The 23719-nt window shown below is 67.5% G+C and carries 21 protein-coding genes; 8 read left to right on the top strand and 13 right to left on the bottom strand.

Annotated features, from left to right (window positions below; all coding sequences use genetic code 11):
- From IP78_RS04185 to folK, 9 genes are all read right to left on the bottom strand, one after another.
- Positions 1-164: ribosome recycling factor (locus tag IP78_RS04185; RefSeq protein WP_156320274.1), on the bottom strand; the 164-nt coding region annotated here is incomplete at its 3' end.
- Between the two features lie 33 nt (positions 165-197).
- Positions 198-944, bottom strand: coding sequence for a UMP kinase (gene pyrH, locus IP78_RS04180; RefSeq protein ID WP_054110455.1), 747 nt, complete (start codon positions 942-944; stop codon positions 198-200).
- A gap of 101 nt (positions 945-1045) precedes the next feature.
- The gene (gene tsf, locus IP78_RS04175) at positions 1046-1990 is read right to left on the bottom strand and encodes a translation elongation factor Ts (RefSeq protein ID WP_054110454.1); all 945 of its coding nucleotides are present in this window, start codon (positions 1988-1990) and stop codon (positions 1046-1048) included.
- Between the two features lie 94 nt (positions 1991-2084).
- On the bottom strand, positions 2085-2972 hold the full coding sequence (gene rpsB / locus IP78_RS04170; protein ID WP_054110453.1) for a 30S ribosomal protein S2: 888 nt from the start codon (positions 2970-2972) through the stop codon (positions 2085-2087).
- Between the two features lie 156 nt (positions 2973-3128).
- Positions 3129-3485 carry a hypothetical protein gene (locus tag IP78_RS15230; RefSeq protein WP_156320273.1) on the bottom strand — a complete coding sequence of 119 codons (357 nt, stop codon included), beginning with the start codon at positions 3483-3485 and terminating at the stop codon, positions 3129-3131.
- Positions 3482-6943, bottom strand: coding sequence for a DNA polymerase III subunit alpha (gene dnaE, locus IP78_RS04165; protein ID WP_054110452.1), 3462 nt, complete (start codon positions 6941-6943; stop codon positions 3482-3484). Before dnaE ends, IP78_RS15230 begins: the two co-directional genes overlap by 4 nt.
- Positions 6944-7354: 411 nt before the next feature.
- Positions 7355-9421 (bottom strand): bifunctional (p)ppGpp synthetase/guanosine-3',5'-bis(diphosphate) 3'-pyrophosphohydrolase, encoded by a 2067-nt coding sequence (locus IP78_RS04160; protein ID WP_231680919.1) that lies wholly within the window; start codon positions 9419-9421, stop codon positions 7355-7357.
- Between the two features lie 224 nt (positions 9422-9645).
- Positions 9646-10005 carry a DNA-directed RNA polymerase subunit omega gene (gene rpoZ / locus IP78_RS04155; protein WP_054110450.1) on the bottom strand — a complete coding sequence of 120 codons (360 nt, stop codon included), beginning with the start codon at positions 10003-10005 and terminating at the stop codon, positions 9646-9648.
- Between the two features lie 201 nt (positions 10006-10206).
- A complete protein-coding gene (gene folK, locus IP78_RS04150) occupies positions 10207-10827 on the bottom strand; it encodes a 2-amino-4-hydroxy-6-hydroxymethyldihydropteridine diphosphokinase (protein WP_231680918.1) in 621 nt (206 codons plus the stop codon).
- Between folK and IP78_RS04145 the strand changes: the two genes are divergently transcribed.
- From IP78_RS04145 to IP78_RS04130, 4 genes are all read left to right on the top strand, one after another.
- Positions 10826-11368, top strand: coding sequence for an NYN domain-containing protein (locus tag IP78_RS04145; protein ID WP_054110449.1), 543 nt, complete (start codon positions 10826-10828; stop codon positions 11366-11368). The genes folK and IP78_RS04145 overlap by 2 nt on opposite strands.
- A 148-nt stretch (positions 11369-11516) precedes the next feature.
- Positions 11517-12155 (top strand): uracil-DNA glycosylase, encoded by a 639-nt coding sequence (locus tag IP78_RS04140; RefSeq protein ID WP_054110448.1) that lies wholly within the window; start codon positions 11517-11519, stop codon positions 12153-12155.
- Between the two features lie 135 nt (positions 12156-12290).
- The gene (locus IP78_RS04135) at positions 12291-12488 is read left to right on the top strand and encodes a hypothetical protein (RefSeq protein ID WP_054110447.1); all 198 of its coding nucleotides are present in this window, start codon (positions 12291-12293) and stop codon (positions 12486-12488) included.
- 124 nt (positions 12489-12612) lie between these two features.
- A complete protein-coding gene (locus IP78_RS04130) occupies positions 12613-13557 on the top strand; it encodes a hypothetical protein (protein ID WP_054110446.1) in 945 nt (314 codons plus the stop codon).
- A gap of 306 nt (positions 13558-13863) precedes the next feature.
- Here IP78_RS04130 and smpB read toward each other — a convergent pair whose 3' ends face one another.
- Positions 13864-14349, bottom strand: coding sequence for an SsrA-binding protein SmpB (gene smpB / locus IP78_RS04125; protein ID WP_054110445.1), 486 nt, complete (start codon positions 14347-14349; stop codon positions 13864-13866).
- Positions 14349-15230 (bottom strand): 4-hydroxy-tetrahydrodipicolinate synthase, encoded by an 882-nt coding sequence (gene dapA / locus IP78_RS04120; protein WP_054110444.1) that lies wholly within the window; start codon positions 15228-15230, stop codon positions 14349-14351. The genes smpB and dapA overlap by 1 nt, the downstream gene beginning before the upstream one ends.
- Positions 15231-15344: 114 nt before the next feature.
- On the opposite strand from dapA, the gene IP78_RS04115 reads away from it, so the two are divergent.
- Positions 15345-17408, top strand: a complete 2064-nt coding sequence (locus IP78_RS04115) for a lytic transglycosylase domain-containing protein (protein WP_197272365.1) — start codon at positions 15345-15347, stop codon at positions 17406-17408.
- 12 nt (positions 17409-17420) lie between these two features.
- On the opposite strand, the gene IP78_RS04110 is transcribed toward IP78_RS04115, so the two are convergent.
- The gene (locus IP78_RS04110; RefSeq protein ID WP_231680917.1) at positions 17421-18029 is read right to left on the bottom strand and encodes a TetR/AcrR family transcriptional regulator; all 609 of its coding nucleotides are present in this window, start codon (positions 18027-18029) and stop codon (positions 17421-17423) included.
- Positions 18030-18271: 242 nt separating this feature from the next.
- Between IP78_RS04110 and IP78_RS04105 the strand changes: the two genes are divergently transcribed.
- From IP78_RS04105 to IP78_RS04095, 3 genes are read left to right on the top strand one after another with little or no spacing between them, the layout of a single operon-like run.
- Positions 18272-19579 (top strand): glycosyltransferase family 2 protein, encoded by a 1308-nt coding sequence (locus tag IP78_RS04105; RefSeq protein WP_231680916.1) that lies wholly within the window; start codon positions 18272-18274, stop codon positions 19577-19579.
- An 18-nt stretch (positions 19580-19597) separates the two neighbouring features.
- Positions 19598-20488 (top strand): class I SAM-dependent methyltransferase, encoded by an 891-nt coding sequence (locus IP78_RS04100; RefSeq protein ID WP_054110458.1) that lies wholly within the window; start codon positions 19598-19600, stop codon positions 20486-20488.
- Positions 20485-21285, top strand: a complete 801-nt coding sequence (locus tag IP78_RS04095; RefSeq protein ID WP_054110441.1) for an RNA methyltransferase — start codon at positions 20485-20487, stop codon at positions 21283-21285. The genes IP78_RS04100 and IP78_RS04095 overlap by 4 nt, the downstream gene beginning before the upstream one ends.
- Here the strand turns inward: IP78_RS04095 and hrpB are convergent.
- Positions 21282-23714, bottom strand: a complete 2433-nt coding sequence (gene hrpB, locus IP78_RS04090) for an ATP-dependent helicase HrpB (RefSeq protein ID WP_054110440.1) — start codon at positions 23712-23714, stop codon at positions 21282-21284. The two genes, IP78_RS04095 and hrpB, sit on opposite strands and share 4 nt — an antisense overlap.
- Positions 23715-23719: the final 5 nt, after the last annotated feature.

The following is a 23719-nucleotide window of genomic DNA, read 5'->3' as shown; positions in this document are numbered from 1 at the left end:
GCCACCACCGTCAACGGCGAGGTCGAGCCGTAGGCCTCGACCCGCACGGGCTCCAGCAGGCCTGCGTTGGCCCGGCCAGTCCGCAGACCGGCAAACTCTTCCTTCAGCGCGCCAACCGCCTTGTCCATGCGGTCGCGGTAGGTCTTGAGATCGGGCTTGGCCATGGGGTCAGTCTCCGTACGTTTCTTATGGCTGTATCAGGCCGTGGCCTTGGGCGCATCGCCGATGACGGTGAAAGTCCCTTCGCCGTTCAGCACCTTGCGCAGACTGTCTTCCTCGCGGATCGAAAAGACCACGATCGGGATCTTACTTTCGCGCATCAAGGCGATGGCCGAGGCGTCCATCACCCGCAGGTCGCGGCTCAACACGTCCTGATAGGTCAGGGTGTCATAGCGCGTCGCCGCCCTGTCCTTCTTCGGATCGGCCGAATAGACGCCGTCGACCGATGTGCCCTTCAGCAGGGCGTCGCAGCCCATCTCGGCCGCGCGCAGGGCCGCCGCCGTGTCGGTCGTGAAATAGGGGTTGCCGGTCCCGGCGGCAAAGATCACCACGCGGCCCTTCTCCAGATGGCGCACGGCCCGCCTGCGGATATAGGGCTCGGCGATCGCGGCCATGGGGATGGCGCTCTGCACCCGGGTGTCGACGCCGATCTTCTCCAGCGCGTTCTGCATCGCGAGGGCATTCATCACGGTCGCCAGCATGCCCATGTAGTCGGCGCTGGCCCGCTCCATCCCCGCCGCCGCCGTCGACAGACCGCGAAAGATGTTGCCGCCGCCGATCACCAGACAGACCTGCACGCCGCTCTGCACCACCCGCGCGATCGCGGCGGCCACGGTGTCGACCGTATTCATGTCGATGCCATAGCCCTGATCGCCCATCAGGACCTCGCCCGAGACCTTCAGCAGCACCTTGGAATAGCGCGCAGGCGTGGGGGCGTCGGTCATCGGTCGTCTCGGTTCGTCGGGAATCGGGCGGGTCATCATAGACGAAGGGCGCGACCGGCGTCCAAGCCGACCGCGCCCCAGGTCTCACGTCAAGCCGTGTTTCAGGCTTGCGGCTGCATCATCGAGGCGACTTCCGAGGCGAAGTCCGGCCCTTCGACCTTCTCCACGCCCTCGCCCAGCGCCAGGCGGACGAAGCCGGCCAGGTGCAGGCCGGGCGCGCCCAGTTCCTTGCCCGTGTCGGCGACCAGCTGCTCGATGGTCACGTCGGGGTTCATGACGAACGGCTGCTTGGTCAGCACCACGTCCTTCTGGAACTTGTTGATCTGGCCTTCCACGATCTTGGCGATCATGTTTTCCGGACGGCCTTCTTCCTTGGCCTTCTCGGTCAGGACCTGACGCTCCTTCTCGACCGCGGCCGGGTCCAGATCGTCGGTGTTCAGCGACAGCGGCGCGGTCGCCGCCACGTGCATGGCGATCTTGCGCCCGAGCTCGCGCAGGGCGGCCTTGTCGCCGCCGCCGTGCAGGGCGACCAGCACGCCGATGCGGCCGACGCCCGGCGACACGGCGTTGTGGACGTAGGAGGCGACCACGCCCTCATCGACCGACAGGCGGGCGGCACGGCGCAGCTGCATGTTCTCGCCGATCGTGGCGATCATCTGGGTCACTTCGTCCTGGACGGTCTTGCCGTTCTCCAGCTCGGCGCCGTGCAGGGCCTCGATGGAGTGGTGATCCAGACCCAGCTGGGCGAACTGCTTGGCCGCGTTCTGGAACAGCTCGTTACGGGCCACGAAGTCCGTTTCGGCGTTGAACTCGATGGCGGCGCCGACTTCGCCCTTGCCGTCTTCTTTGGAGGCCACGGCGACCAACCCTTCCGCGGCGACGCGGTCGGCCTTCTTGGCGGCCTTGGACAGGCCCTTGGCGCGCAGCCAGTCGATGGCGGCGTTGATGTCGCCGTTGGTTTCCTGCAGCGCCTTCTTGCAGTCCATCATGCCCACGCCGGACTTGGCGCGCAGTTCCATGACGAGGGCGGCGGTGATCTCGGCCATATCGGCTCTCCTGGTGTCGTATGCGGGAACGGCCGGGGAGTTACCCCGGCCGCATGTCAGTTTGCGGACGGTCCGGTTCGCCGGACCGATCCGATCAGGCGTTGGTCGCTTCTTCGGCGGCCGGGGCCTCTTCCGAAGCGGCCGGAGCCTCTTCGCCCGAGGCGGCCAGCATCTCTTCGGCCACGGCTTCCGCGCCTTCCGGAGCGGCGTCGGCGGCGACCGGGGCCGAAGCCTCGCGCAGCATCGGCTCTTCCGGGTTCACCGAGGCGCCCAGGTCGATGCCCTGCGCCGAGGCGCCGGCGGCCAGGCCGTCCAGCACCGCGTCGGCGATCAGATCGCAGTAGGTCTGGATGGCGCGGGCGGCGTCATCGTTGCCCGGGATCGGATAGGTGATGCCGTCCGGATCGCAGTTGGTGTCCAGGATGGCGATGATCGGGATGTTCAGCTTGCGGGCTTCCTGGATCGCGATCGCTTCCTTGTTGGTGTCAATCACGAACATGATGTCCGGGATCGAGCCCATGTCCCGGATGCCGCCGAGCGACAGCTCCAGCTTGTCCTTCTCGCGCGCCAGGTTGACCAGTTCCTTCTTGACCCGGCCTTCGCCACCGCGCTCCAGAATGCCTTCCAGCTCGCGCAGGCGGGCGATCGAGCCCGACACGGTCTTCCAGTTGGTGAGCGTGCCGCCCAGCCAGCGGTTGTTCATATAGTACTGGGCGCAGCGCTTGGCGGCCTCGGCGACCGGCTCGGCGGCCTGGCGCTTGGTGCCGACGAACAGCACGCGACCGCCCTTGGCGGCGACCTCGCGCACGGCGACCAGGGCCTGGTGCAGCAGCGGCATGGTCTGCGACAGGTCGATGATGTGGATGTTCGAGCGCGATCCGAAGATGTAGCGCTCCATCTTCGGGTTCCAGCGGTGCGTCTGGTGGCCGAAGTGCGCGCCGGCTTCGAGCAGGGTGCGCATGGAGAATTCAGGCAGAGCCATCTGTGTCAGTCCTTTATCCGATTGATCCGCCGCGGGCGCTTAAAGGACCTGGGTCCCTCGGAACGGAGCGCCCGGGATGTCTCCCCCGACGCGCCACGCCACGCGTGTGAAGTGCGCGGGGCAGATAGACGGAGAAGGCGGAAAAGGCAAGCGACGCTAGAACAGCGTACCGAAGCCCATCTGGATCCAGTCGTCGATGATTGCCAGCATGAGGCAAACGCCGGCAGCCAGGAAAGCGCGTTTCCACGCTGCCTCCCAGTCGGATGGCCCCCGCCTTCGGATCGAGCGGCGCGGCGGCATGCGCATTTCATCGTTCGGATAGAACTCGGATGGTGCCGCAGCAAAAAGGCCCACGATAAATACGGTGGGGGTCAGTCCGCCGAAAAACCAACCTCCAGGCCAAATAGGTTGGAGCAAGACTGGCCCTGCCAAGGCCAGTAATCCGGCTAGCCACCAGACCCATACTGGCGGCTCATACTCCGGAGGCAGGAAGCGCTGATCATCGCTGCTCACGCATCCTCCAGCATCAGCACCCCCGGCGCGGACTTCAGCGCGCCCCGCAGCGCCCCATCCAGCCGATAGCGCCCCGGCAGCCTCAGTTCGATCTCGCGCCGCCCGTCCAGCGACGCGACTAGGGTGATCTCCCCGCCCTTCCCTTTCGCCTCCGCCCGTGACAGCCGCGCCTGGAGCGCCGCCGCGTCCGTGCCGCGCGAGGACACATGCACTCGCAGGCCCGCGACCGCGTCGTCCACCACCGTGTCCAGCCGCCTGATCTCGTCGGCGAAGAAGCGGACCTCGCCGTCCGCCGCCTTGGCCCGGACCCGCACCATCAACGCAGCCCCCACCTCCAGCAGGTCGCGGCTGGCGCGCAGCAGCTCAGCCCCGACCAGGCATTCGAACTCCCCCGTCGGGTCGGAGAAGGCGCAGAAGGCGAACTTCTCGCCGGTCTTGGCGCTGGCCCGCTCCTGACGCCGCCGCAGGACGCCCGCCATCTGGAAGGCGTCGTGGCCCTGTTCGGCCCGCTGCACCGCCTCGGCGACGAAAGTCACGCGCTTCCTCCGCAGCGCGCCTTCCATGTCCTCCAGCGGGTGGCCGGACAGATAGAAGCCCACCGCCGACAGCTCGTGGTCCAGCCGCTCCGGCCCCACCCAGGGCTCGACCGGCTTCAGCCGCGGCCGCGCCGCGCTCGCTTGATCCGCCCCGAACAGCGACACCTGCGACGACGCCCGCTCGGCCGCCACGCTCTGGCAATAGGCCATCAAGACGTCGGCCTGTTCGAACAGCTGGCGCCGGTTCGGGTGGATGCTGTCGAAGGCGCCGGCCTTGGCCAACCCCTCCAGCGCCCGCTTGTTCACCGCGCGCGGATCGACCCGCTCCAGGAAGTCGAAGATGTCGGCGAACCGCCCGCCCTGCTCGCGCACCTCGACCACATGCTTCATGGCCTCCAGCCCGACGTTGCGGATGGCGCCCAGCGCGTAGAGCACCGCGCCGGTCTCGCCCTCCCAGCTCACGTCGAAGTCGGCCGATGAGGTGTTCACGTCCGGGGCCCGCACCGGCACGCCGAACTTCCTTGCATCCTGATAGAAGACCGCCAGCTTATCGGTGTTGGACAGATCCAGCGACATCGAGGCGGCGAAGAACTCCACCGGATGGTTCGCCTTCAGCCAGCCCGTCTGATAGCTGATCAGGGCATAGGCCGCCGCGTGGGACTTGTTGAAACCGTATCCCGCGAACTTGGCCACCAGGTCGAAGATGCCGCCGGACTGCTGTTCCGACACGCCCTTCTCGGCCGCGCCCTTGATGAAGCGCGCCCGCTGGACGTCCATCTCCTCCTTCTTCTTCTTGCCCATGGCGCGACGCAGCAGGTCGGCCTCGCCCAGGGAATAGCCCGCCAGAACCTGGGCGATCTTCATCACCTGCTCCTGGTAGATGATGACCCCATAGGTCTCGGTCAGGACCTCGGTCAGGCTGGGGTGGAGATAGTCGACCTCGGCCCGGCCGAACTTGCGGTCGATGTAGGTGTCGATCATCTCCATCGGCCCGGGCCGATACAGCGAGATCAGCGCCGTGATCTCCTCGATGGAGCCGCAGCGCATCTTCCTCAGGGTGTCGCGCATGCCCTGGGATTCCAGCTGGAACACCCCGACCGTCTGGCCCGACGCCATCAGCTCATAGGTGCGCGTGTCATCCAGCGCCAACAGGTTGAAATCGACCGCCGCGCCCCGCCGCGACAGATAGCCGTGCGCCCGGTCCAGCACCGTCAGCGTCTTCAGTCCCAGGAAGTCGAACTTCACCAGGCCGGCCGGCTCGACCCACTTCATGTTGAACTGGGTGGCCGGAATGTCCGAGCGCGGGTCCTGATAGAGCGGCGTCAGCTCCACCAGGGGCCGGTCGCCGATGACGATGCCGGCCGCGTGGGTCGAGGCGTTGCGATACAGTCCCTCCAGCTCCAGCGCCGTCTCCAGCAGCGTCCGCACCGAGGCTTCGGCGTCGCGGGCCTCCTTCAGGCGCGGCTCGATCTCGATGGCCTGGGCCAGAGTCGTCGGGTTGGCCGGGTTGTTCGGCACCATCTTGGCCAGGCGGTCGACCTGGCCCAGCGGCATCTGCAGCACGCGGCCCACGTCCCTCAGCACCGCGCGCGCCTGTAAAGTGCCGAATGTGATGATCTGGGCCACCCGGTCGCGGCCGTACCGCTCCTGGACATAGCCGATCACCTCTTCCCGCCGCTCCTGGCAGAAGTCGATGTCGAAGTCGGGCATGGAGACCCGCTCGGGGTTCAGGAACCGCTCGAACAGCAGGCCGAACCGCAAGGGGTCCAGATCCGTGATGGTCAGCGCCCAGGCGACCAGAGACCCCGCGCCGGACCCCCGCCCCGGCCCCACCGGAATGGCGTGCGCCTTGGCCCATTTGATGAAGTCCGACACGATCAGGAAGTAGCCGGGGAACCCCATCTGGGTGATGATCTGGACCTCCCAGTCCAGACGCTTCCAGTACTCCTCCTCGGGCGCGGCGGGGGTGACCCGCTTCAGCCGCTCCTTCAGCCCCTCGCGCGCCTGGTGCGCCAGTTCCTCGGGCTCGGTGCGGCCCGCGCCGGTGTCGAAGCGCGGCAGGATCGGCGCGTGGGTCTTGACCAGGAAGGCGCAGCGCCGGGCGATCTCGATCGTGTTGTCGCAGGCCTCGGGCAGGTCGGCGAACAGGGTCCGCATCTCCTCCGCCGTGCGGAAGTAGTGTTGGTCGGTGATCCGCCGGCGTTCCTCCTGACCGATGAAGGCCCCGTCGGCGATGCACAGGAGCGCGTCGTGGCTCTTCGCCTGCTCGCGCCTGGCGTAGTGGACGTCGTTGGTGGCGACCACGGCCGCGTCATGGGCATAGGCCCATTCGACCAGCCCCCGCTCGGCGGTCGCCTCATCGGCCAGGCCGTGGCGTTGCAGCTCGACATAGAAGCGGTCGCCGAACACCCGCGCCATCTCCGCCAGCGCCACCTCTGCGTCCCGCCCCTTGGACTGGACGAACAGGGGATCGACCGGCCCGTCGGGCCCGCCGGACAGCAGGATCAGGCCTTCGGACCGCTCCGCGACTTCGCTCCAGGCCACGCACGGCTCACCCTCCACGGCGTCGTCCTTGGCCGCATCCAGATAGGCCATCGACGACAGGGCTGACAGATTGCGCCAGCCGATCTCGGACTGGCAGATGAGGACGATCGTCGGGACCTTGGCCCAGCGCTCGGCCCGCCTGCCGCCGATGCCCGTCACCGGCAGCGCGCATCCGATCAGCGGCTGCACCCCCGCCCCCTTGGCGGCCTCGGAGAACTCCAACGCCCCAAAGAGATTGGCCCGGTCGGCCACGCCCACCGCCGGCATGCCGTTGTCGGCCGCCAGCTTGCCCACCTTCCCCGCCTTGATCGCGCCTTCCAGCAGCGAATAGGCCGAGCGGACCCGGAGATGGACGAAACCGTGGGATAGATCAGGCATGACCTACCCTGCTCGACTCTAGCAGACCTTCCCGGCTGCGACGCGATGGCTCCGCGCGCTCTAGCCCTTCCCCTCGAGGGGGAAGGGTTGGGATGGGGTGGAGGCGCCCCGCCCGAGATCGGACACGGTGACTCCGATGTCTTGGTTCGGTGTGACCGTGCCTCATTCGAATGCCGTGCCTCCACCCCATCCCCGGCCCTTCCCCCTCCAGGGGAAGGGAGTTCAAGCGCGACTCATCGCGCCAGCAGGGCGACCTGCCACACCATCCAGACAAAGCCGCCGCACGACGCAAGCGACAGCGTCTCCCGAACCACCCTCGACATCGGCTTATCCCCAGATTACGTGTTCCTGGAATGTTCTATGTTGCGGATTTGTTCTCGTCAACAGCTTTGCTGCGAGAAGCGCACAGTCTTATCCCCGCGACCGCTCCACCGTATCCACCGACGGATTGGCCCTCAGCGCCGCCATCAACGTCGTCGCGTGCTTGGCGTCCGACACTTCCACGTCCAGGTCGACGTCGAAGAAGTCCTGCTGCCGGTGGGCCATCTTCAGGTTCAGGATGTTGCCGCCCGCCTCGCCGATGACCGTCGCCACCTGCCCCAGCACGCCCGGCGCGTTCTTGATGGTGGCGCGGAACCGCGCCATGCCGACGGTGCCCTTCTCGGCCTCGGGCGTCCATTGCAGGTCGTTCCAGACGCTGTCGTCGTCGGCGAAGTCGGCCAGGCGCTGGCAGTCGATGACGTGCACGGTCAGGCCCTTCTCGGGCTCCAGGATGCCGACGATGCGGTCGCCCGGCACCGGCGTGCAGCATTCGCCAAAGTGGATCGAGACGCCGGGCGTCAGCCCCCCGCCCCGCACGAACAGCCGCGCCTGATCGTCGGCGATCTTCTTTCGTTCCTCGCCGGTCGCCAGCGTCCCTTTCAGCGCCGGGAACAGGGTCTCGGCCACCTTGTTGACCGGCAGGCGCCCCCGCCCGATGGCGTCGAACAGGTCGTCCTCCGACCCCAGGGCCAGGGTCTCCAGCGCCGGCTTCAGCGTTACATCCGCCAGGCTCTTGCCCGCCCGCGTCAGTGTCGCCTCCAGCGTGGTGCGCCCCAGCTTCAGGAACTCGTCGCGCTCCACATGTCGGATGTGGCGTCGGATCGCCGAGCGGGCGCGGCCCGTCACCGTCAGGCTGCGCCAGTCCGCCGGCGCCTCGCGCTTCTTGCCGCGGATGATCTCGACCACGTCGCCGTTCTGCAGCCGCGTGCGCATGGGCTTCAGCTCGCCGTTGATCTTCACCCCCACGGCCGTGTCGCCGACCTCGGTGTGGACGGCATAGGCGAAATCCAGCGGCATCCCCCCCTGAGGCAGGGTGATCAGCGCCCCCTTGGGCGTGAAGACGAACACCTGATCCAGATACATCTCGAGCTTGGCGTGCTCGACCCAGTCCTCGCCGCCCTCGCCGTGCTCGATCACCTGCACCAGGTGGCGCAGGTTCTGGAGCGGATCACGGCCCCCTTCCCGCTCCATCGCCTCCTGGTCAAAGCCATAGGCCTTGTTCTTGTAGGCCCAGTGCGCCGCCACCCCGTCCTCGGCCACGCGGTCCATGGCCTGGGTGCGAATCTGCATCTCGATGCGCAGGCCGCCCGGCCCCACCACCGTCGTGTGCAGGCTGCGATAGTTGTTCGACTTGGGCGTGGAGATGAAGTCCTTGAACCGCTCGGGCACCATCGGCCAGGCCCGGTGGATGACGCCGAGCGCGCGGTAGCAGTCGTCCTCGGCCTCGACCAGGACGCGGAAGCCATAGATGTCGGACAGGGAGGAAAAGCCCACCGACTTGCGCTGCAGCTTCCTCCAGATCGAATAGGGCGTCTTCTGCCGGCCATAGACCCGCGCCTCGATCCCGGCCTCGGACAGCACCTGCTGGATCTCGGCCGTGACCTTGTGCGTGGCTCGGCCGTGCTCGAGCTTCAGCGCTTCCAGCCGCCGCTCGATGGCGGTGCGGGCCGTCGGGTTCAGGTGCTCGAAGGCCAACTCCTCCAGCTCCGACGCGATCCGGTGAATGCCGATGGAGCGGCCCAGCGGCGCATAGACCTCCAGCGTCTCGCGACTGATGCGCTCGCGCTTCTCCGGCTTGACGTATTGGAGCGTACGCATGTTGTGCAGCCGGTCGGCCAGCTTGACCAGAAGCACGCGCACGTCCCGGCTGATCGCCAGGATGAACTTCCGCAGGTTCTCGGCCTGGCGCGTGTGCTCGGCCTGGAGCTCCAGCCGGCTCAGCTTGGTCACGCCTTCGACCAGGACGGCGACCTCTTCCCCGAACATGCGGGCGATGTCGTCGCGCGTCGCCGAGGTGTCCTCGACCACGTCGTGCAGCAGGGCGGTGACGATGGTGGCGGTGTCCAGCCGATAGTCGGTCAGGATGCCCGCGACCTGGATCGGATGGGCGAAATAGGGATCGCCCGAGGCCCGCAGCTGCGAGCCGTGCATCTTCATCGCATAGACATAGGCCCGGTTCAGCAGGGCCTCGTCGGCGGTGGGATCATAGGCCTTGACGGCCTCGATCAGCTCGAACTGACGCAGGACCGGCGCGCGCTTCTCCGGGGCCGGAGCGGCGGCCGGAGGCGCGGCGGGCGCGATGTCGTTGGCAATGGTCGTTTGCGGCGGGGACTTTCCGGCCCGCGCCGGGAGGATGGTGATACCGTTGGCGGGTTCTGCCGTCAGTACCGCTCCTCCTGTCCGCCGTCGCGGTCGCTCTGCAGCGCGCGGATCAGCTCGGCCTCGGCCATGTTCATGTGCTGCGGTTCCGCCAGCAGGCCGGCGACCTCGGCCTCGTCCTCGGCCTCGGTGCGTTCGTCGACGCGCTGCAGCGCCACCACGACCGTCTCGGTCAGGTCGTCCGGCTTGATCGTTTCCTCGGCGATCTCGCGCAGCGCCACGACGGGGTTCTTGTCGTTGTCGCGATCGAGCGTCAGCGGCGCGCCGTTGGCGATGGCGCGGGCGCGGTTGCCGGCCAGCAGAACCAGGCCGAAGCGGTTCGGGACCTTCTCGATGCAGTCTTCGACGGTGACGCGAGCCATGGGAGTCCTTCGAGGCGGGGAGAACCGCGCTGCATACAGATAGGGAGGCGTTTGTGCAACGCCACTGTGGCGCGGGGAATGGGCGGTTTTGGGGCGGCTAAAGAAAGCCCTTCCCCTCGAGGGGGAAGGGTTGGGATGGGGTGGAGGCAGGATGCGGCCAATGAGCCGCTGAGACTCCAATGGCTTCTGTGTGACCGTGCTCTACTCCCGAGGTCGTGCCTCCACCCCATCCCCGGCCCTTCCCCCTCCAGGGGAAGGGGGAAGAGGGATCGGCCTCGCATCCGTCCCAACCTCGGCCAGCCTCGCCAGCGCCTCCGCCGTCTCGCCGAGCACAGGATGCCGCCACTCCGGCGCGATCTCCGCCAGCGGACCCATGACGAACAACCGCTCCGCCGCCCGCGGATGGGGCAGGATCAGCCCCTCGCAGTCTCCCGTATCCCGCCCATAGGCGATCAGGTCCAGATCCAAGGTGCGCGGCGCGTTCCTCGCCCCCCTCCGGCGCCCCATCGCCTCCTCGATCCGCCCCAGCGCCGCCATCAGCCCGTGGGCGTCGAGCGCTGTCCGCACCCGCGCCACGCCATTCAGGAACGGCGGATCGCTCGGATCGGGCCAGGCCTGCGACCGCCACCAAGACGACCGCGCCACAACATCGATCCCCTCCGCCCGGAACCGCGCCAGCCCCGCCTCCAGCGCCTCGACGCAGTCCGCCCACACCCCCTTGTCATTGCAGCCGAGCGCGACGAAGACGGCGGCGTCCAGATCGAGGTCATCGTCCATTTCGACGGAGACCGGGACGCCCATTTCAGCCGACGGAATACTCATGACCCTTTACCCGACCGATCGCCTCGCCCTGTTCATCGACGGGGCCAATCTTCATTCGGCGACCAAGGCCCTGAACGCCGACCTCGACTTCAAAAGAATGCTCGAAGCGTTCCGGGAGAAAGCCGTCCTGGTTCGGGCCTATTATTACACGGCCGTGGTCGAGGGCGAAGAGTTCTCCGCCGTCCGGCCCCTGGTCGACTGGCTGGGCTACAACGGCTTCTCGGTCGTGACCAAACCGGTCAAGCGCTTCACCGACGCCCAGGGATACAGTCGGATGAAGGGCAACATGGACATCGAGATCGCCGTCGACATGCTGGAGCTCGCCCCCCGCATCGACCACGCCATCCTCTTCTCCGGCGACGGCGACTTCCGCCGGCTGGTTCAGGCGGTCCAGGCGAAAGGCGTACGCGTCACCGTCGTCTCCACCATGAAGTCCCAGCCGCCCCAGATCGCCGACGAACTGCGCCGCCAGGCCGATGCTTTCGTGGAGCTGGCCGACCTGCTGGTCGACTATGGCCGGCCCCGTGGAGAGCGCGCGTGACCCTTCTCTTTCCGCTCATCCCGGCGAAAGCCGGGACCCATTGCTTTGAGCGATGGCTTTGCAAGATCCGGCTCGTTCCCGATCCCCGACACCCTGCCTCACAACAGAACTGGGTCCCGGCTTTCGCCGGAATGAGCGGAGGTTTCAGATGACCCCCGAACCGCCCCGCGACTGTCCCCTCTGTCCCCGCCTCGTCGCCTATCGCGCCGAGAACGTGGCCCAGAACCCCGACTGGTGGAACGGCCCGGCCCCCTCCTTCGGCGATCCAGACGCGCGGCTGCTCATCGTCGGCCTGGCCCCTGGCCGCACCGGTGCCAACCGCACGGGCCGCCCCTTCACGGGGGATGGCGCGGGCGTGATCCTGTACGACACCCTCATCAAGACCGGCTTCGCCACCGGCCGCTACGACGCCCGCCCCGACGACGGCCTGACGCTGGTGGACTGCATGATCACCAACGCCGTCCGCTGCGCCCCGCCCCTGAACAAGCCCACGCCCGCCGAAGAGGCCACCTGCCGCCCCTTCCTGATCGATCGGCTCACGTCGCTTCCCCGCCTCAAGGTCATCGTCACCCTGGGCGACATCTCGCGGAAGAACGTGCTGAAGGCGCTCGGCCTGCCCGCATCCGCCGCACCGGCCGGCCACGGCGTGGAGGCCCCGGTCGGCCCCTACACCCTGCTGAACAGCTATCACTGCTCCCGGCTGAACACGAACACCGGCCGCCTGACGCCCGTCATGCTCGAGGCCATCTTCCAGCGCGCCAAGGCCCTGATCGACGCCTCACGGTGAACGGCCGCTAACCCCGCCCGTCGCGTCACTGTTGTTCGCCGGACACACGAATCACACGCGGTTCATGCTAGAGGAACTCAAGCGGAACGTGCCCGCCACGCTTGCGTTTGATGGGTTCAGCCGGGAGGGGCTGCCATGCGTAAGAAACCGTCTCTGTTCACCGCCCACGAGCGCCGGATCGCGCTCCTTGTTCTCATCACCGCCGGGGTCCTGACGCTCGCCATCATGGCGCTGGAGGGCCTCTTTCGGCCTTCGCTCGGCCTCTACGGCGGCCCGATGTCGGCGCCGAGCCTTCCCGACGTCATCGACGCCCGGCCGCTGGCAAAGCTGTAGGATCGATGACCTCGCGGGCGCAGCGCTGACGAGGCGCTGCCACAGACCCTGACCACCGAGGGTTGCCCGTCGTGGCCGGCGGGCATAGCGTTCGCCCTGCCTGATCCGACGCGGAGGCCTGCCCATGCTGATCCCGACGCTCGCCCTGCTCGCTTTGCTGACCTCCAGCCCGGAAGCCGGAGCGGACCAGCAGCTGCCGCCCATCATCCAGGACCCTGAGTCTACCGTCCTCGAAGATGTCGTCGTCGACGGGAGGCGGCTGGATCAGGCCATCGACGACTTCGTGGCCGACATCGTCGCCCCGCCGGTCAACCGGGGTCCGGCGCGCTGGCATCGGCGGGTCTGCGTCGGGGCCATCAACTTTCGCACGGAGGTCGCTCAGGCCATCGTGGATCAGGTCTCCAACGTCGCGGCGGAAGCGGGCCTGGAGGTCGGCGAGCCCGGCTGCCGCGCCAACGTTCTGATCATCGGCACCGAGGACGGTTCGTCGCTGGCCGCAGGCCTCGTTGATCGCGCGCCTCGCGCCTTTCGACCACTCTACAGCGGCGCGGCGCGGAGCCGCGAGGCGCTTGACCGGTTCGTGTCGACCGATGCGCCTGTCCGCTGGTGGCATGTCAGCCTTCCCGTTGGTCGCGAGGACGGCAGACCTGCGGTGCGAATGCCCCTCGATGAGAGATACCCTGTCATTCGTGGCGAAGGCCGCCTGCGCACCGCAACGCGCAACGACCTGATCAAGGTCTTCATCATTGTCGATGTTTCCGCCGCCCGCGGTGTCGATGTCCGTCGCCTCGGTGACTACGTCGGCATGGTGGCGCTTGCCCAGATCGACCCGGAGGCCGACCCCTCCAGCTACGACACCGTGCTGAACCTATTCGACGCCCCGGAGGTCCAACGCGGCCTGACCGCGTGGGACCGGTCCTATCTTCAGGCGTTCTACGGGGCTGAACTCAACGCCCGGGCCGCCAATCAACAGGGTGGCGAGGTGTCCTCCTCCATGTACCGCGACCTGCGCGACGCCCCGCCGACCGACGACGCCGAGGACGGCAGCACGGCGGACCCAACCCCCTGACTCCACAAATTCGCGCGGCCCTCGGACCGATACGTCCAGATTTGACGCAGGCCTCGCCTAGACTGGGACCAACCCGGTCTTTGACATTGTCCATCCCCGTGAGGCGAACCCTGCCGCCATCATACCCGTTAAACGTGTATTTCAGACTGTTCAGACGGTTCAGATGCGATTTCAGGTCTGAAATCCTGACGACAAGGATCAGTCGGACATTTCGGTTCGCCGATTTTCAGACAGTTCAGACGGTTCAGACGCGGTTTTGAGCGCGATCTCGGCCGCTGAGGTCCGGCCCGGTCAGCCCTCGTCGGATCAGCCCTTGTCCCGCATCAGCCGGGCCTTGTCCCGGGCCCAGTCGCGGTCGGCCGAGGCCTCGCGCTTGTCGTGCAGCTTCTTGCCCTTGGCGAGCGCGATCTCCAGCTTGGCCTTGCCGTCGTCGTTCAGATACAGCCGGATCGGGATGATCGTCTGGCCGTCCTTCTGCACCGCCCCGATCAGCTTATCGATCTGCTTTCGGTGCAGCAGCAGCTTCCTCGGCCGGCGCGGCTCGTGGTTGAAGCGGTTGGCCTGGGCATAGGGCGGGATGTCGGCGTTGATCAGCACGATCTCGCGCCCCTCCACCGCCGCATAGCTCTCGGCGATGTTGGCCCGGCCCATGCGCAGCGACTTGATCTCGGTGCCCAGCAGCATGATGCCGGCCTCGAGGTTGTCCTCCAGGAAGTAGTCGAACTTGGCCCGCCGGTTCTCGGCGATGGTCTTGGCCTTGGTGATCGGGGTCTTTTCCTTCGGCGGCGCCATTACAGCCCCGCCGCCGCCATCGCCGCCTCGATCACGGGCCGGACCTCGGCCCGCGTCGGCACCAGCGGCAGCCGCACCTCTTCCCCGCACAGGCCCAGCCTCGACAGGGCATACTTGGCCGGCGACGGCGACGAATCCACGAACAGACCCCTATGCAGCCCGATCAACCGGTCCTGCCACGACCGCGCCAGCGCCAGATCGCCCGCCTGCATGGCGTTCCACAAGGCCACCATCGCCTCGGGCGCGACGTTGGACGTCACCGAGATCACGCCCGCCCCGCCGTGCGCCACGTAACCCAGGAAGCTGGCGTCATCGCCCGAGATCAGGTCGAACTGGCCCGTGATGTTGGCCCGCATCCAGCTGACGCGGCCCAGGTCGCCCGTCGCGTCCTTGATGCCGACGATGTTCGGATGCGCCGCCAGTTCGGCGACGGTCTGGTCCGCCAGATCCACGCCCGTCCGTCCGGGCACGTTGTAGAGCAGCACAGGCAGCTGAACGGCCCCGGCGATGGCCTCGAAGTGGGCTTTCAGCCCCGCCTGCGAGGGCCGGTTGTAATAGGGCGTGACGACCAGAGCCCCATCGGCCCCGACGGTCTTGGCGTGGCGCACCAGGTCGAGGGCCTTGTCCGTCGCCGACGCACCACATCCCGCGATCACCCGCACCCGTCCGGCTGCGACACGGACGCACAGTTCGACCACCCGGCGGTGCTCGTCGGGTGTCAGGGAGGCGCTCTCTCCGGTCGTCCCCATGGGCACGACGCCGTGAACCCCGGCCGCGATCTGGCGTTCCAGCAAGGCTTCGAACGCGGCCTCGTCCACGTTTCCGTCACGAAGAGGTGTGATCAGGGCGGTGATCACGCCCTTGAACAAGGGGGCGGTCATTGGAACAGTCAGGCCTTGCGTGGGGGATGGGCGGCGATCGCCGCTTGAAGAACGCGAGAGGGTAGGTTGCCGGGGTCAAGCCCGCAACCGTTACGAATGGGGATCGGACACTTCATGCTAGCGACCAGCCTTGCGGCCCTCCTCGCCGCGCTCTCGCCGTTTCCCCAGACGACGGCGGACCTGAACCGTCAGGGCACGCCCTATCAGCAGTCCGCCACGATCGTCCCGACGGCGGGCTATCAGCCCCGTGTGCTGAACGACGCCGATACGGCCCTGTTCCGCCAGGGCCTGGCCGCCGCCCGCGCCCGCGACGTCGCCGGCACGAGGAACGCCGTCGCGTCGATCGGCGATCCGACGGCCAGGAAGCTGGTCGAGTGGGCCCTGATCGACACCTCCGGCGAGCAACTTTCCTACGCCGAGCTGTCCGAGGACATCCGCGCCATGAACGGCTGGCCGCGCGAGGAGGCCCGCCTCTCCGCCGGCGAACGCGCTTTGGACCGCGCCGCCGTCGGCCCTGACGCGGCGCTTGCCTTCTTCGGCGAGCGCCGCCCCGTGACGGTCGAGGGCGCCATCGCCCTCGCCGACGCCTATGAGCAGCGCGGCCGTTCCGCCGACGCGCGCGCTCTGATCGGCGAATGGTGGCGCACCCGCAGCTTCGACGCTGCAGCCCAGACCCGCATCCTTGGCCGGTGGGGGGCGTGGCTCACGCAAGCCGACCACGACGCCCGGTTGAACATGCTGCTGCTGGGGCCACACGGTCCCGCCACCCGCGCCATGGTCGACCTGGCCTCGCCCGAGCGCCGGGTCATCGCCAACGCCGCCCTGACGCTCCGGACGGCCTACAGCGCCGACGGCGTGATCGCCAACCTGTCGCCATCCCAGGCGCTGGATCCCGTCATCGCCTTCGAACGCGCCCGTATCCTGCGAGCCGCCAATCGCCAGTCCGAGGGTTTCTCGGTCCTGGCCGCCCTGCCCCCCGCCCCCTCGCATCAGGAAGGCCAGAACAGCCTCTGGTCCGAACGCCGCAACTACTTCCTCGACGCCCTCGAACGCCGCGAATGGCGCGCTGCCTACGACGCCATGGCCGGCCACGGCTTCCCGTCAGGCGAGCGCAAGGTGGACGCCGAGTTCTTCGCCGGCTGGGTGGCGCTCACCAAGCTCAACGATCCGGCCCGCGCCACCCAACATTTCGAGACGCTGCGCCAATCCTCCCAGACCCCCATCACCCAGGGCCGCGCCCTCTACTGGCTGGGCCGCGCCGCGGAGGCGCAGGGCGATCGCGCCTCGGCCCAGAACTACTATTCGGCGGGCGGCCGACACATCCAGACCTTCTACGGCCAGCTCGCCGCCGAGAAGGCCGGGGTCACCACGCTGACGCTGCCGACGGACCCGGTCATCACCGATGCCGACCGCGCCCGCTTCGAGGCTCATGAACTGGTCCGCGCCGCCCGCATCCTGGGCGAAACAGGCGAGATGAGCCTGTATCGCGTCTTCGCCTATCAGGCCGACGACGTCCTGCCGGATGCCACCGATCTGGCTCTGCTGATGGACATGACGCGCGGCTACGGTGACGGCTTCGCGGCCATGATGGTCGGGCGCGCCGCCAGCCAGCGCGGCTTCCTGATGCCGGAGCGCCAGTACCCGATCCGCATTCCGCCCGAAGTGCAGGGTGCCGCTCCCCTCGCCTTCACCCTGGCCATCACCCGCCAGGAATCCAGCTTCGATCCGCGAGCCCGTTCGAGCGCCGACGCCCGCGGAATGATGCAGTTCCTGACGTCCACGGCTCGCGGCGTCGCGCGTCGGCTGGGCATGGAGTATTCGCCCGAACGGCTGTGGGACCCGGACTACAACATGGTGCTGGGCAGCTATCACCTCGGCGAACTGACGGCCCAGTTCCAGGGATCGATGCTGCTGACGACGGTGGGCTACAACGCCGGTCCCGCTCGGGGTCCCCAATGGGTCGCACGCTGTGGCGACCCGCGCGCCGGCTCACCGGGCAGCGTGGATCCCGTCGACTTCATCGAATGCGCCCCCTTCACGGAGACGCGCAACTACATGATGCGGGTCATGGAAAACATGGCGGTCTATAAGGCTCGCCTGAACGGCGGCTCGGCCCCGCTCACGACGTCGCAGGATATCGCACGGGGCCATGGTGGGCCGCGTCCCTACGCGCCCTGAACCGGGCTCCGATCAGCGCCGAACAAAGCCCTGGAACAGGGCGTCGAACTGCGTGCTCACCAGAAGCTCGCGATCGACCCAGTCGAAATAGGGCTTTGTGATCATCAGGGAGACGATCCCGTGGGCACCCGCCCAGAGCGCCTGCGCCACGGCCCGGACGTCGCCGTTCAACCGTCCCTCCGCGTCGACGGCCGCGACGACGGCTTCGAAGGATCGGTAGAGCTCGGCCCCCAGCCCTTGGGCCACTGTCTCGGCCCCCTCGCGCGCCTCTGCGGGTCGCGTCAGATAGATCAGGCGATAGGCGTTCGGATTGGCGAAGCCGAAGTCGACGTAGGCCTCGATCAGCCGCCTGAGACGGACTTCAGGGGCCGCATCTGCCGTGATGACGGCGGCGTTCGCCTCCTTCAGCGTCTGAAAGGCACCGCGGCAAATCTCGTGCAGGATCTCGCTCTTCTCCGAGAAGTGCATGTAGAGAGCCGTCGAGGACAGTCCGACCTCATCGGCGATCTTGCGGATCGTCGCACCCTCGTAGCCGACCTCGACGAAAATGCGCTCAGCGGCGGCGAGAATCTCGGCGCGTCGCGCATGGCCCTCGCCCTTGGGCTTGCGCGTGGATCTCACCGGCAGGTCACGAACGGATGGGGGTACGGGCAAGCAATCGCCTGTGAGCAATGGACGCCGGAGCGCCGGAACAGGCGTCCATAACGCCCCCAGTCCTGCAATGCCAAGAACTTGCGAGCGGTGCGACGGCGCGCTAGCCAATTGATGTGGAGGGCATGGATCAGGGGCGTCAACCCTCGCCCGGGGCGTTTCGGGAGCACGCCGCGCGGCTGGCTCCGTCACGGGCTCAGGTCATCGCGGTCTTGGCGTTGGCGGTCGTTGTTGGTGCTGCCTGGCTGCATGACGCCGCGCTTACGCTGACACTGTTGATCTTCTCGCTACAAGCGGGGTTCCTTGTCGCTGCAGGCTGGCGCGCGCTCCTGCTGGCTGCCAGCCTGCGACAACCTCCCGGGCCGGCACCAGCCAAAGACTTGCCGCGGTACACGATCCTCGTCGCCCTGTTCCAGGAAGCCGAAATCGCGGCTCAGCTTGTCGAGCGGCTGTCGCAGATCGACTATCCGCCAGATCGCCTCGAAGGCTTTCTACTCCTCGAAGCCGACGACCCCGAGACCCGCGCAGCGATCGATAAGCTTCAACTCCCTTCGTGGCTGAGCGTCATCGTCGCGCCCGATGGAGCGCCTCGCACCAAGCCGCGCGCGCTGAACATCGGGCTGGCCACAGCGACCGGCGAGTTGCTGACGGTCTACGACGCCGAAGACGATCCCGACCCTCTGCAACTGCGCGAGGCCGCGGCAACCTTCGCTGCCGAGGGTTCGCGCGACGTGTGGGCGCTCCAGGCCCCTCTGCGGATCCGTTCGCCGGTCGTGACGGAGAGCATGTTTCTGGATCGACAGTTCGCCATCGAATATGCTTCGCTGTTCGAGGTCACGCTGCCAGGACTGGCTCGGCTCCGCCTCCCATTCCCTCTGGGTGGCACCAGCAACCACTTCCGGATCGAACACCTCCGCGCCATCGGTGGCTGGGACAGCCACAACGTCACCGAGGACGCGGACCTTGGCTTTCGCCTCTGGCGCGCCGGCGGTCGGCTGGACGTGCTGTCCCGACCGACATTTGAGCCGCCGCCCGGCGACCTCCAGCACTGGCTGCCTCAGCGCACGCGATGGCTAAAGGGCTTCATGCAGACCTGGGGTGTTCACACGCGCGACCTTCGAGGTCTTGGCTGGCGCGGACTCCTCGCCCTCACCATGACCTTGGGTACAGCGATCGCGTCGGCGGCGATCCATGCCCTATCCTTGGCGTGGCTGCTGGCCAATCTGCTTATCGCCATGGCGGCAGACCTGCCGCCCGAGACGCCCGCCTTTGCTGTCAGCGTGCTCGGCATCGGAGCCCTCGCCTCGTGGGTCAATGCCGCGATCGGATGTCGACGGGCCGGGATGGACTACACGATCACAGACATGGTCTCAGCCCCAGCCTACTGGTCGCTGATGAGCCTGGCCTTCGTCCACGCGGCCTGGCGCCTCATCAGCCAACCCTTCGCTTGGGACAAGACCGTTCATTTCGCCGACCGAACCAGCTCCTGCGAGGCCGCGACTGGACGCGAGACCGTGTGACGGCCTATGGCCTCGATGATGCCACCCGTGCTGTCGCCCTCCCCTGAAACAGTCCTGACCCGCGCCTGGCCGGACTACGCCCTGCTGGACAGCGGCGGCGGCCGGAAGCTGGAGCGGTATGGCCGTCACACGGTCGTTCGGCCGGAGCCGCAATGCTGGTGGGGCCCTCGAGATCCTGCGGCTTTCGATCAGGCCGACGCCGTCTTCGACCCGGACGATGAAGATGAAGCCGGACGATGGCGGTTCTCCGGACGCCCCCTCGAAACCTTTCCCCTGGGTTGGCGAGACGTCCGTTTCACCGGCCGGTTCACACCCTTTCGTCATCTCGCTTTCTTCCCGGAACAGGCAGCCAACTGGGACTGGCTGGACGGACGCGTGCGTCGGCTGAAGCGACCCAGGGTCCTCAATCTCTTTGGATATACCGGTGTGGCCAGCCTGGCCTGCGCCGCGGCGGGCGCCGAGGTCACGCACGTCGACGCCTCCAAGAAGTCGGTCGCCTGGGCGCGCGAGAACGCCGAGTTGTCGGGGCTGTCCGAGCGGCCCATTCGATGGATCGTCGACGACGCGCGCAAGTATGTCGCGCGCGAAGTCCGCCGAGGCTCGCGGTATCAAGGGATCATTCTTGACCCGCCCAAGTACGGGCGGGGCCCGACCGGCGAGGTCTGGCGCTTGTTCGAGGATTTGCCCGGCCTGCTCAAGGACTGCGCAGCCCTGCTGGCCGATGACGCTGATTTCCTGCTCGTAAATGCCTATGCCGCCCGCATCTCCGGCCTGTCCCTCGCGCATCTGATGGGCGAGGCGACGAAAGACCGTTCCGGGCGCATCGACTGGGGCGAACTGGCGCTGTCCGAGGATGGATCGGACGCCCGCGCCATCGGGTTGAGTTTTTTCGCTCGCTGGACGGCATGAACGATCCCCGGCTTATCACCTCGCTGACCAACGACACCGTCAAGGCCGTGCGGGCGTTGCATATGCGCAAGGAACGCGAGGCGACGGGTCGGTTCCTCGCCGAGGGGCTGAAGTTCATCGGCGAGGCCCTCGATCAGGGCCGGGCTCCGAAGATGCTGCTTGTCGGTCTGGACGCTCGGGCCCATCCGCTGCTGGAAAGGGCCAAGGCAGAAACTGTCCGCGCGGGCGGCGAGGTCGTGACTGTCACCCACCCGATCCTTGAGAAAATCAGCCGAAAGGAGAACCCGCAGACGGTGCTGGGCGTCTTCGAACAAGCCTATGCGCCGTTGGAAAACCTGAAGCCAGGGGCAGCGCCCTGCTGGATCGCCCTGGAGCGGGTGCGCGATCCCGGCAATCTCGGCACCATCATCCGCACGGCCGACAGCGCAGGCTGCGGCGGCGTCATCCTGATCGACGACTGCGTTGATCCTTTTTCGGTGGAGGCGGTCAGGGCGACGATGGGATCTGTCTTCGCCGTCTCGATCACGCGGACGACGTCCGAAGGCTTTCTCGAATGGCGCAAAGGCTGGCCAGGTTCCGTCGTCGGCACCCGGCTGGACGCCAGCACCGGATATCGCAATGCCACCTATGCTCCGCCGACACTGATCCTTATGGGTAATGAGCAGGCCGGCCTGACCGACCCCCTCGCCGCGACCTGCGACATCAATGTCAAGATTCCCATGCGAGGCCGCGCCGACAGCCTGAATCTGGCCGTTGCAACGGGCATCATGGCCTACGCTGTGACTGAAAAACCCTAGGTCTCGCGCGGTTTGGCGCGACTGGTCGGCGCGGCCTCGGCCGGATTCTCCGGCCAGGGATGACGGGGATAACGGCCACGCATCTCGGCCCGAACCGCCGACCATGACCCCTTCCAGAAACTCGGCAGGTCGGCTGTGATCTGGATCGGGCGACGGGCCGGAGACAACAATGCCAGGGTCAGCGGCACGCGCCCGTCGGCGACGGTCGGATGCCGGGTCACACCGAATAGTTCCTGCACGCGGATGTCTACCCGAGGACCGCCTTCAGCCGCATAGTCGATGGCTACCGATCCGAGTGGGGTCATCAGGCGGGCTGGCGCAAGCTCGTCGAGCATCCGCTGCCTGTCCCAGGGTATCAGACCTCGCAGCCCTTGCTCGAGCGCGACGTCGCCGATCTGCTCGAGGGCCTGAACGCCTTCGAGCAATGGCCAGAGCCAGACCTCGATCGAGCTCGTCAGCGCGGCTTCTGACACATCCGGCCAATCGGGATCGAGGGCATGGAGGAAAGCCAGCCGGGCCCGCAAGGCACCGGATCGCTCACCCCAGGCGAGGCCCTGAAGTCCCTCCGTTTCGACCTGGGCCTTGAGGGCCGCATTGATCTGTTCCCGGTTCGGCGCTCCTACGAGCCGGTCGTCAACAACGATCGCCCCAAGCCGTCGGACCCGGCGGAGCATCAGCTTGCCAGAGGGTTCCCGAGCAAGCCGCTCCTCGACGGTGAGCATCTCGCCCAATCCTTCAGGATTGAGCGGAACCGCCAGGCGAATCCGGTCTCGGGCCTCCCCGCCGCCCAGTTCAGCGACTGCGAGCCAGGGCTCCTTCGCGAGCGAATCGGTCGGATCGAGGAAACATCCGCGCCCCGAGGCCAGCTGAAACTCGCCCGGCTTGCCCCGGGCCCGGGCGATCCTTTCGGGAAAGGCCGACGCGACCATCGAGCCCTCATCCGCACCTTCACCAACCGATTCCCGCCCGCCCGCCATGCGACACCAGCGCACCACGAGCTTTCGCGCATCCATGGCGCGCGGCGACCGGTCCCGCGCGAAATTTCCGAGCCTGTCGCGCAGGTCGACTTCGCGACCGCCCAGCCCAGGCTCGCTCAGGATCGCGGCGATCTGCGCACCAAGCTCGCCGTGCCCCGCATCAGCCGCCACAGCCAGAAGGTGCGACAGTCGGGGCGACAGGGGCAGCGCCGCCAGCCTTCGCCCATGATCCGTAAGCTGGCCTGCCTCATCCAGCGCGCCCAACCGCGTCAGCACGGCTCGGGCCTCGGCGAAGGCACCGGCAGGTGGCGGGTCGAGCAAAGCCAGGCCCTCGACCGACCGCGCGCCCCATCGGGCGAGGTCGAGGGCCAGCCCTGTCAGATCGGTCTCAAGAATCTCCGGGCGTTGGTGCGCCACAAGCCCCCGTGTCATCTCTTCGTCCCACAGACGGTAGCAGACGCCGGGCTCTGTGCGCCCTGCCCGCCCCCGCCTCTGCTCCGCTGAAGAACGACTGACCTTTACCGTGACAAGCCGGGTCAGACCGCTTGACGGGTCGAAGCGTGGAACCCGCGAGAGACCGCTGTCGATCACCACGCGAACGCCATTGATGGTGAGGCTGGTCTCCGCGACCGATGTGGCGAGGACGAGTTTGCGGCGACCCGGTGGGGCAGGCTCGATGGCCTGGTCCTGCGCGACCTTGTCCAGAGCGCCGTAAAGCGGAACCACGTCGACGCCCGGCAACCGCAGTCGATCACGGACCATGCCCGCCACGCGGTGGATTTCTCCCTGGCCCGGCAAGAAAGCCAGGATGGAGCCAGTCTGCTCACCCAGCGCCTTCAGGCAGGCCCGAGCCATCGCATCCTCGATCCGCTCGGCGGGATCGCGGCCTAGATGGATCGTCTCTACCGGATGGGCCCTGCCCTCGGCCTCAACGACGGGTGCGTCGCCGAGGAGCCGGGACACGCCCGCGATGTCGAGCGTCGCCGACATCACGACCAGTCTCAGATCCTCGCGCAGCAAGGCCTGGCTGTCTCGCGCCAGCGCCAGTCCAAGATCAGCGTCCATACTGCGCTCGTGGAACTCATCGAACAGGACGGCCCCGATGCCTTCGAGCCCGGGGTCATCGAGAATCATCCGGGTGAAGACCCCCTCTGTGACCACCTCGATCCGGGTCCTGGGTCCGATGCGGCTCTGCAACCGGGTGCGGTAACCCACGGTCTGGCCGCTCGACTCCGCCAAGGTCGCCGCCATGCGGTCCGCCGCCGCCCGGGCCGCGAGGCGACGAGGCTCCAGAACGAGGATGCGGCGGCCACCGAGCCAATCCGCATCGAGCAACGAAAGCGGCACGACCGTCGTCTTGCCCGCTCCGGGTGGGGCAGCGAGGACGGCGACATTGCCTTGGCTCAGTGCGGCATGAAGCGGCCCGAGAGCGGCCTCGATAGGCAGCGTCATGCCGT

The sequence above is a fragment of the Brevundimonas sp. AAP58 genome, assembly GCF_001295975.1.
GTDB lineage: Bacteria > Pseudomonadota > Alphaproteobacteria > Caulobacterales > Caulobacteraceae > Brevundimonas.
The sequence above is the reverse complement of the archived record's forward strand: the minus strand, read 5'-3'. Positions and strand labels throughout refer to the sequence as shown.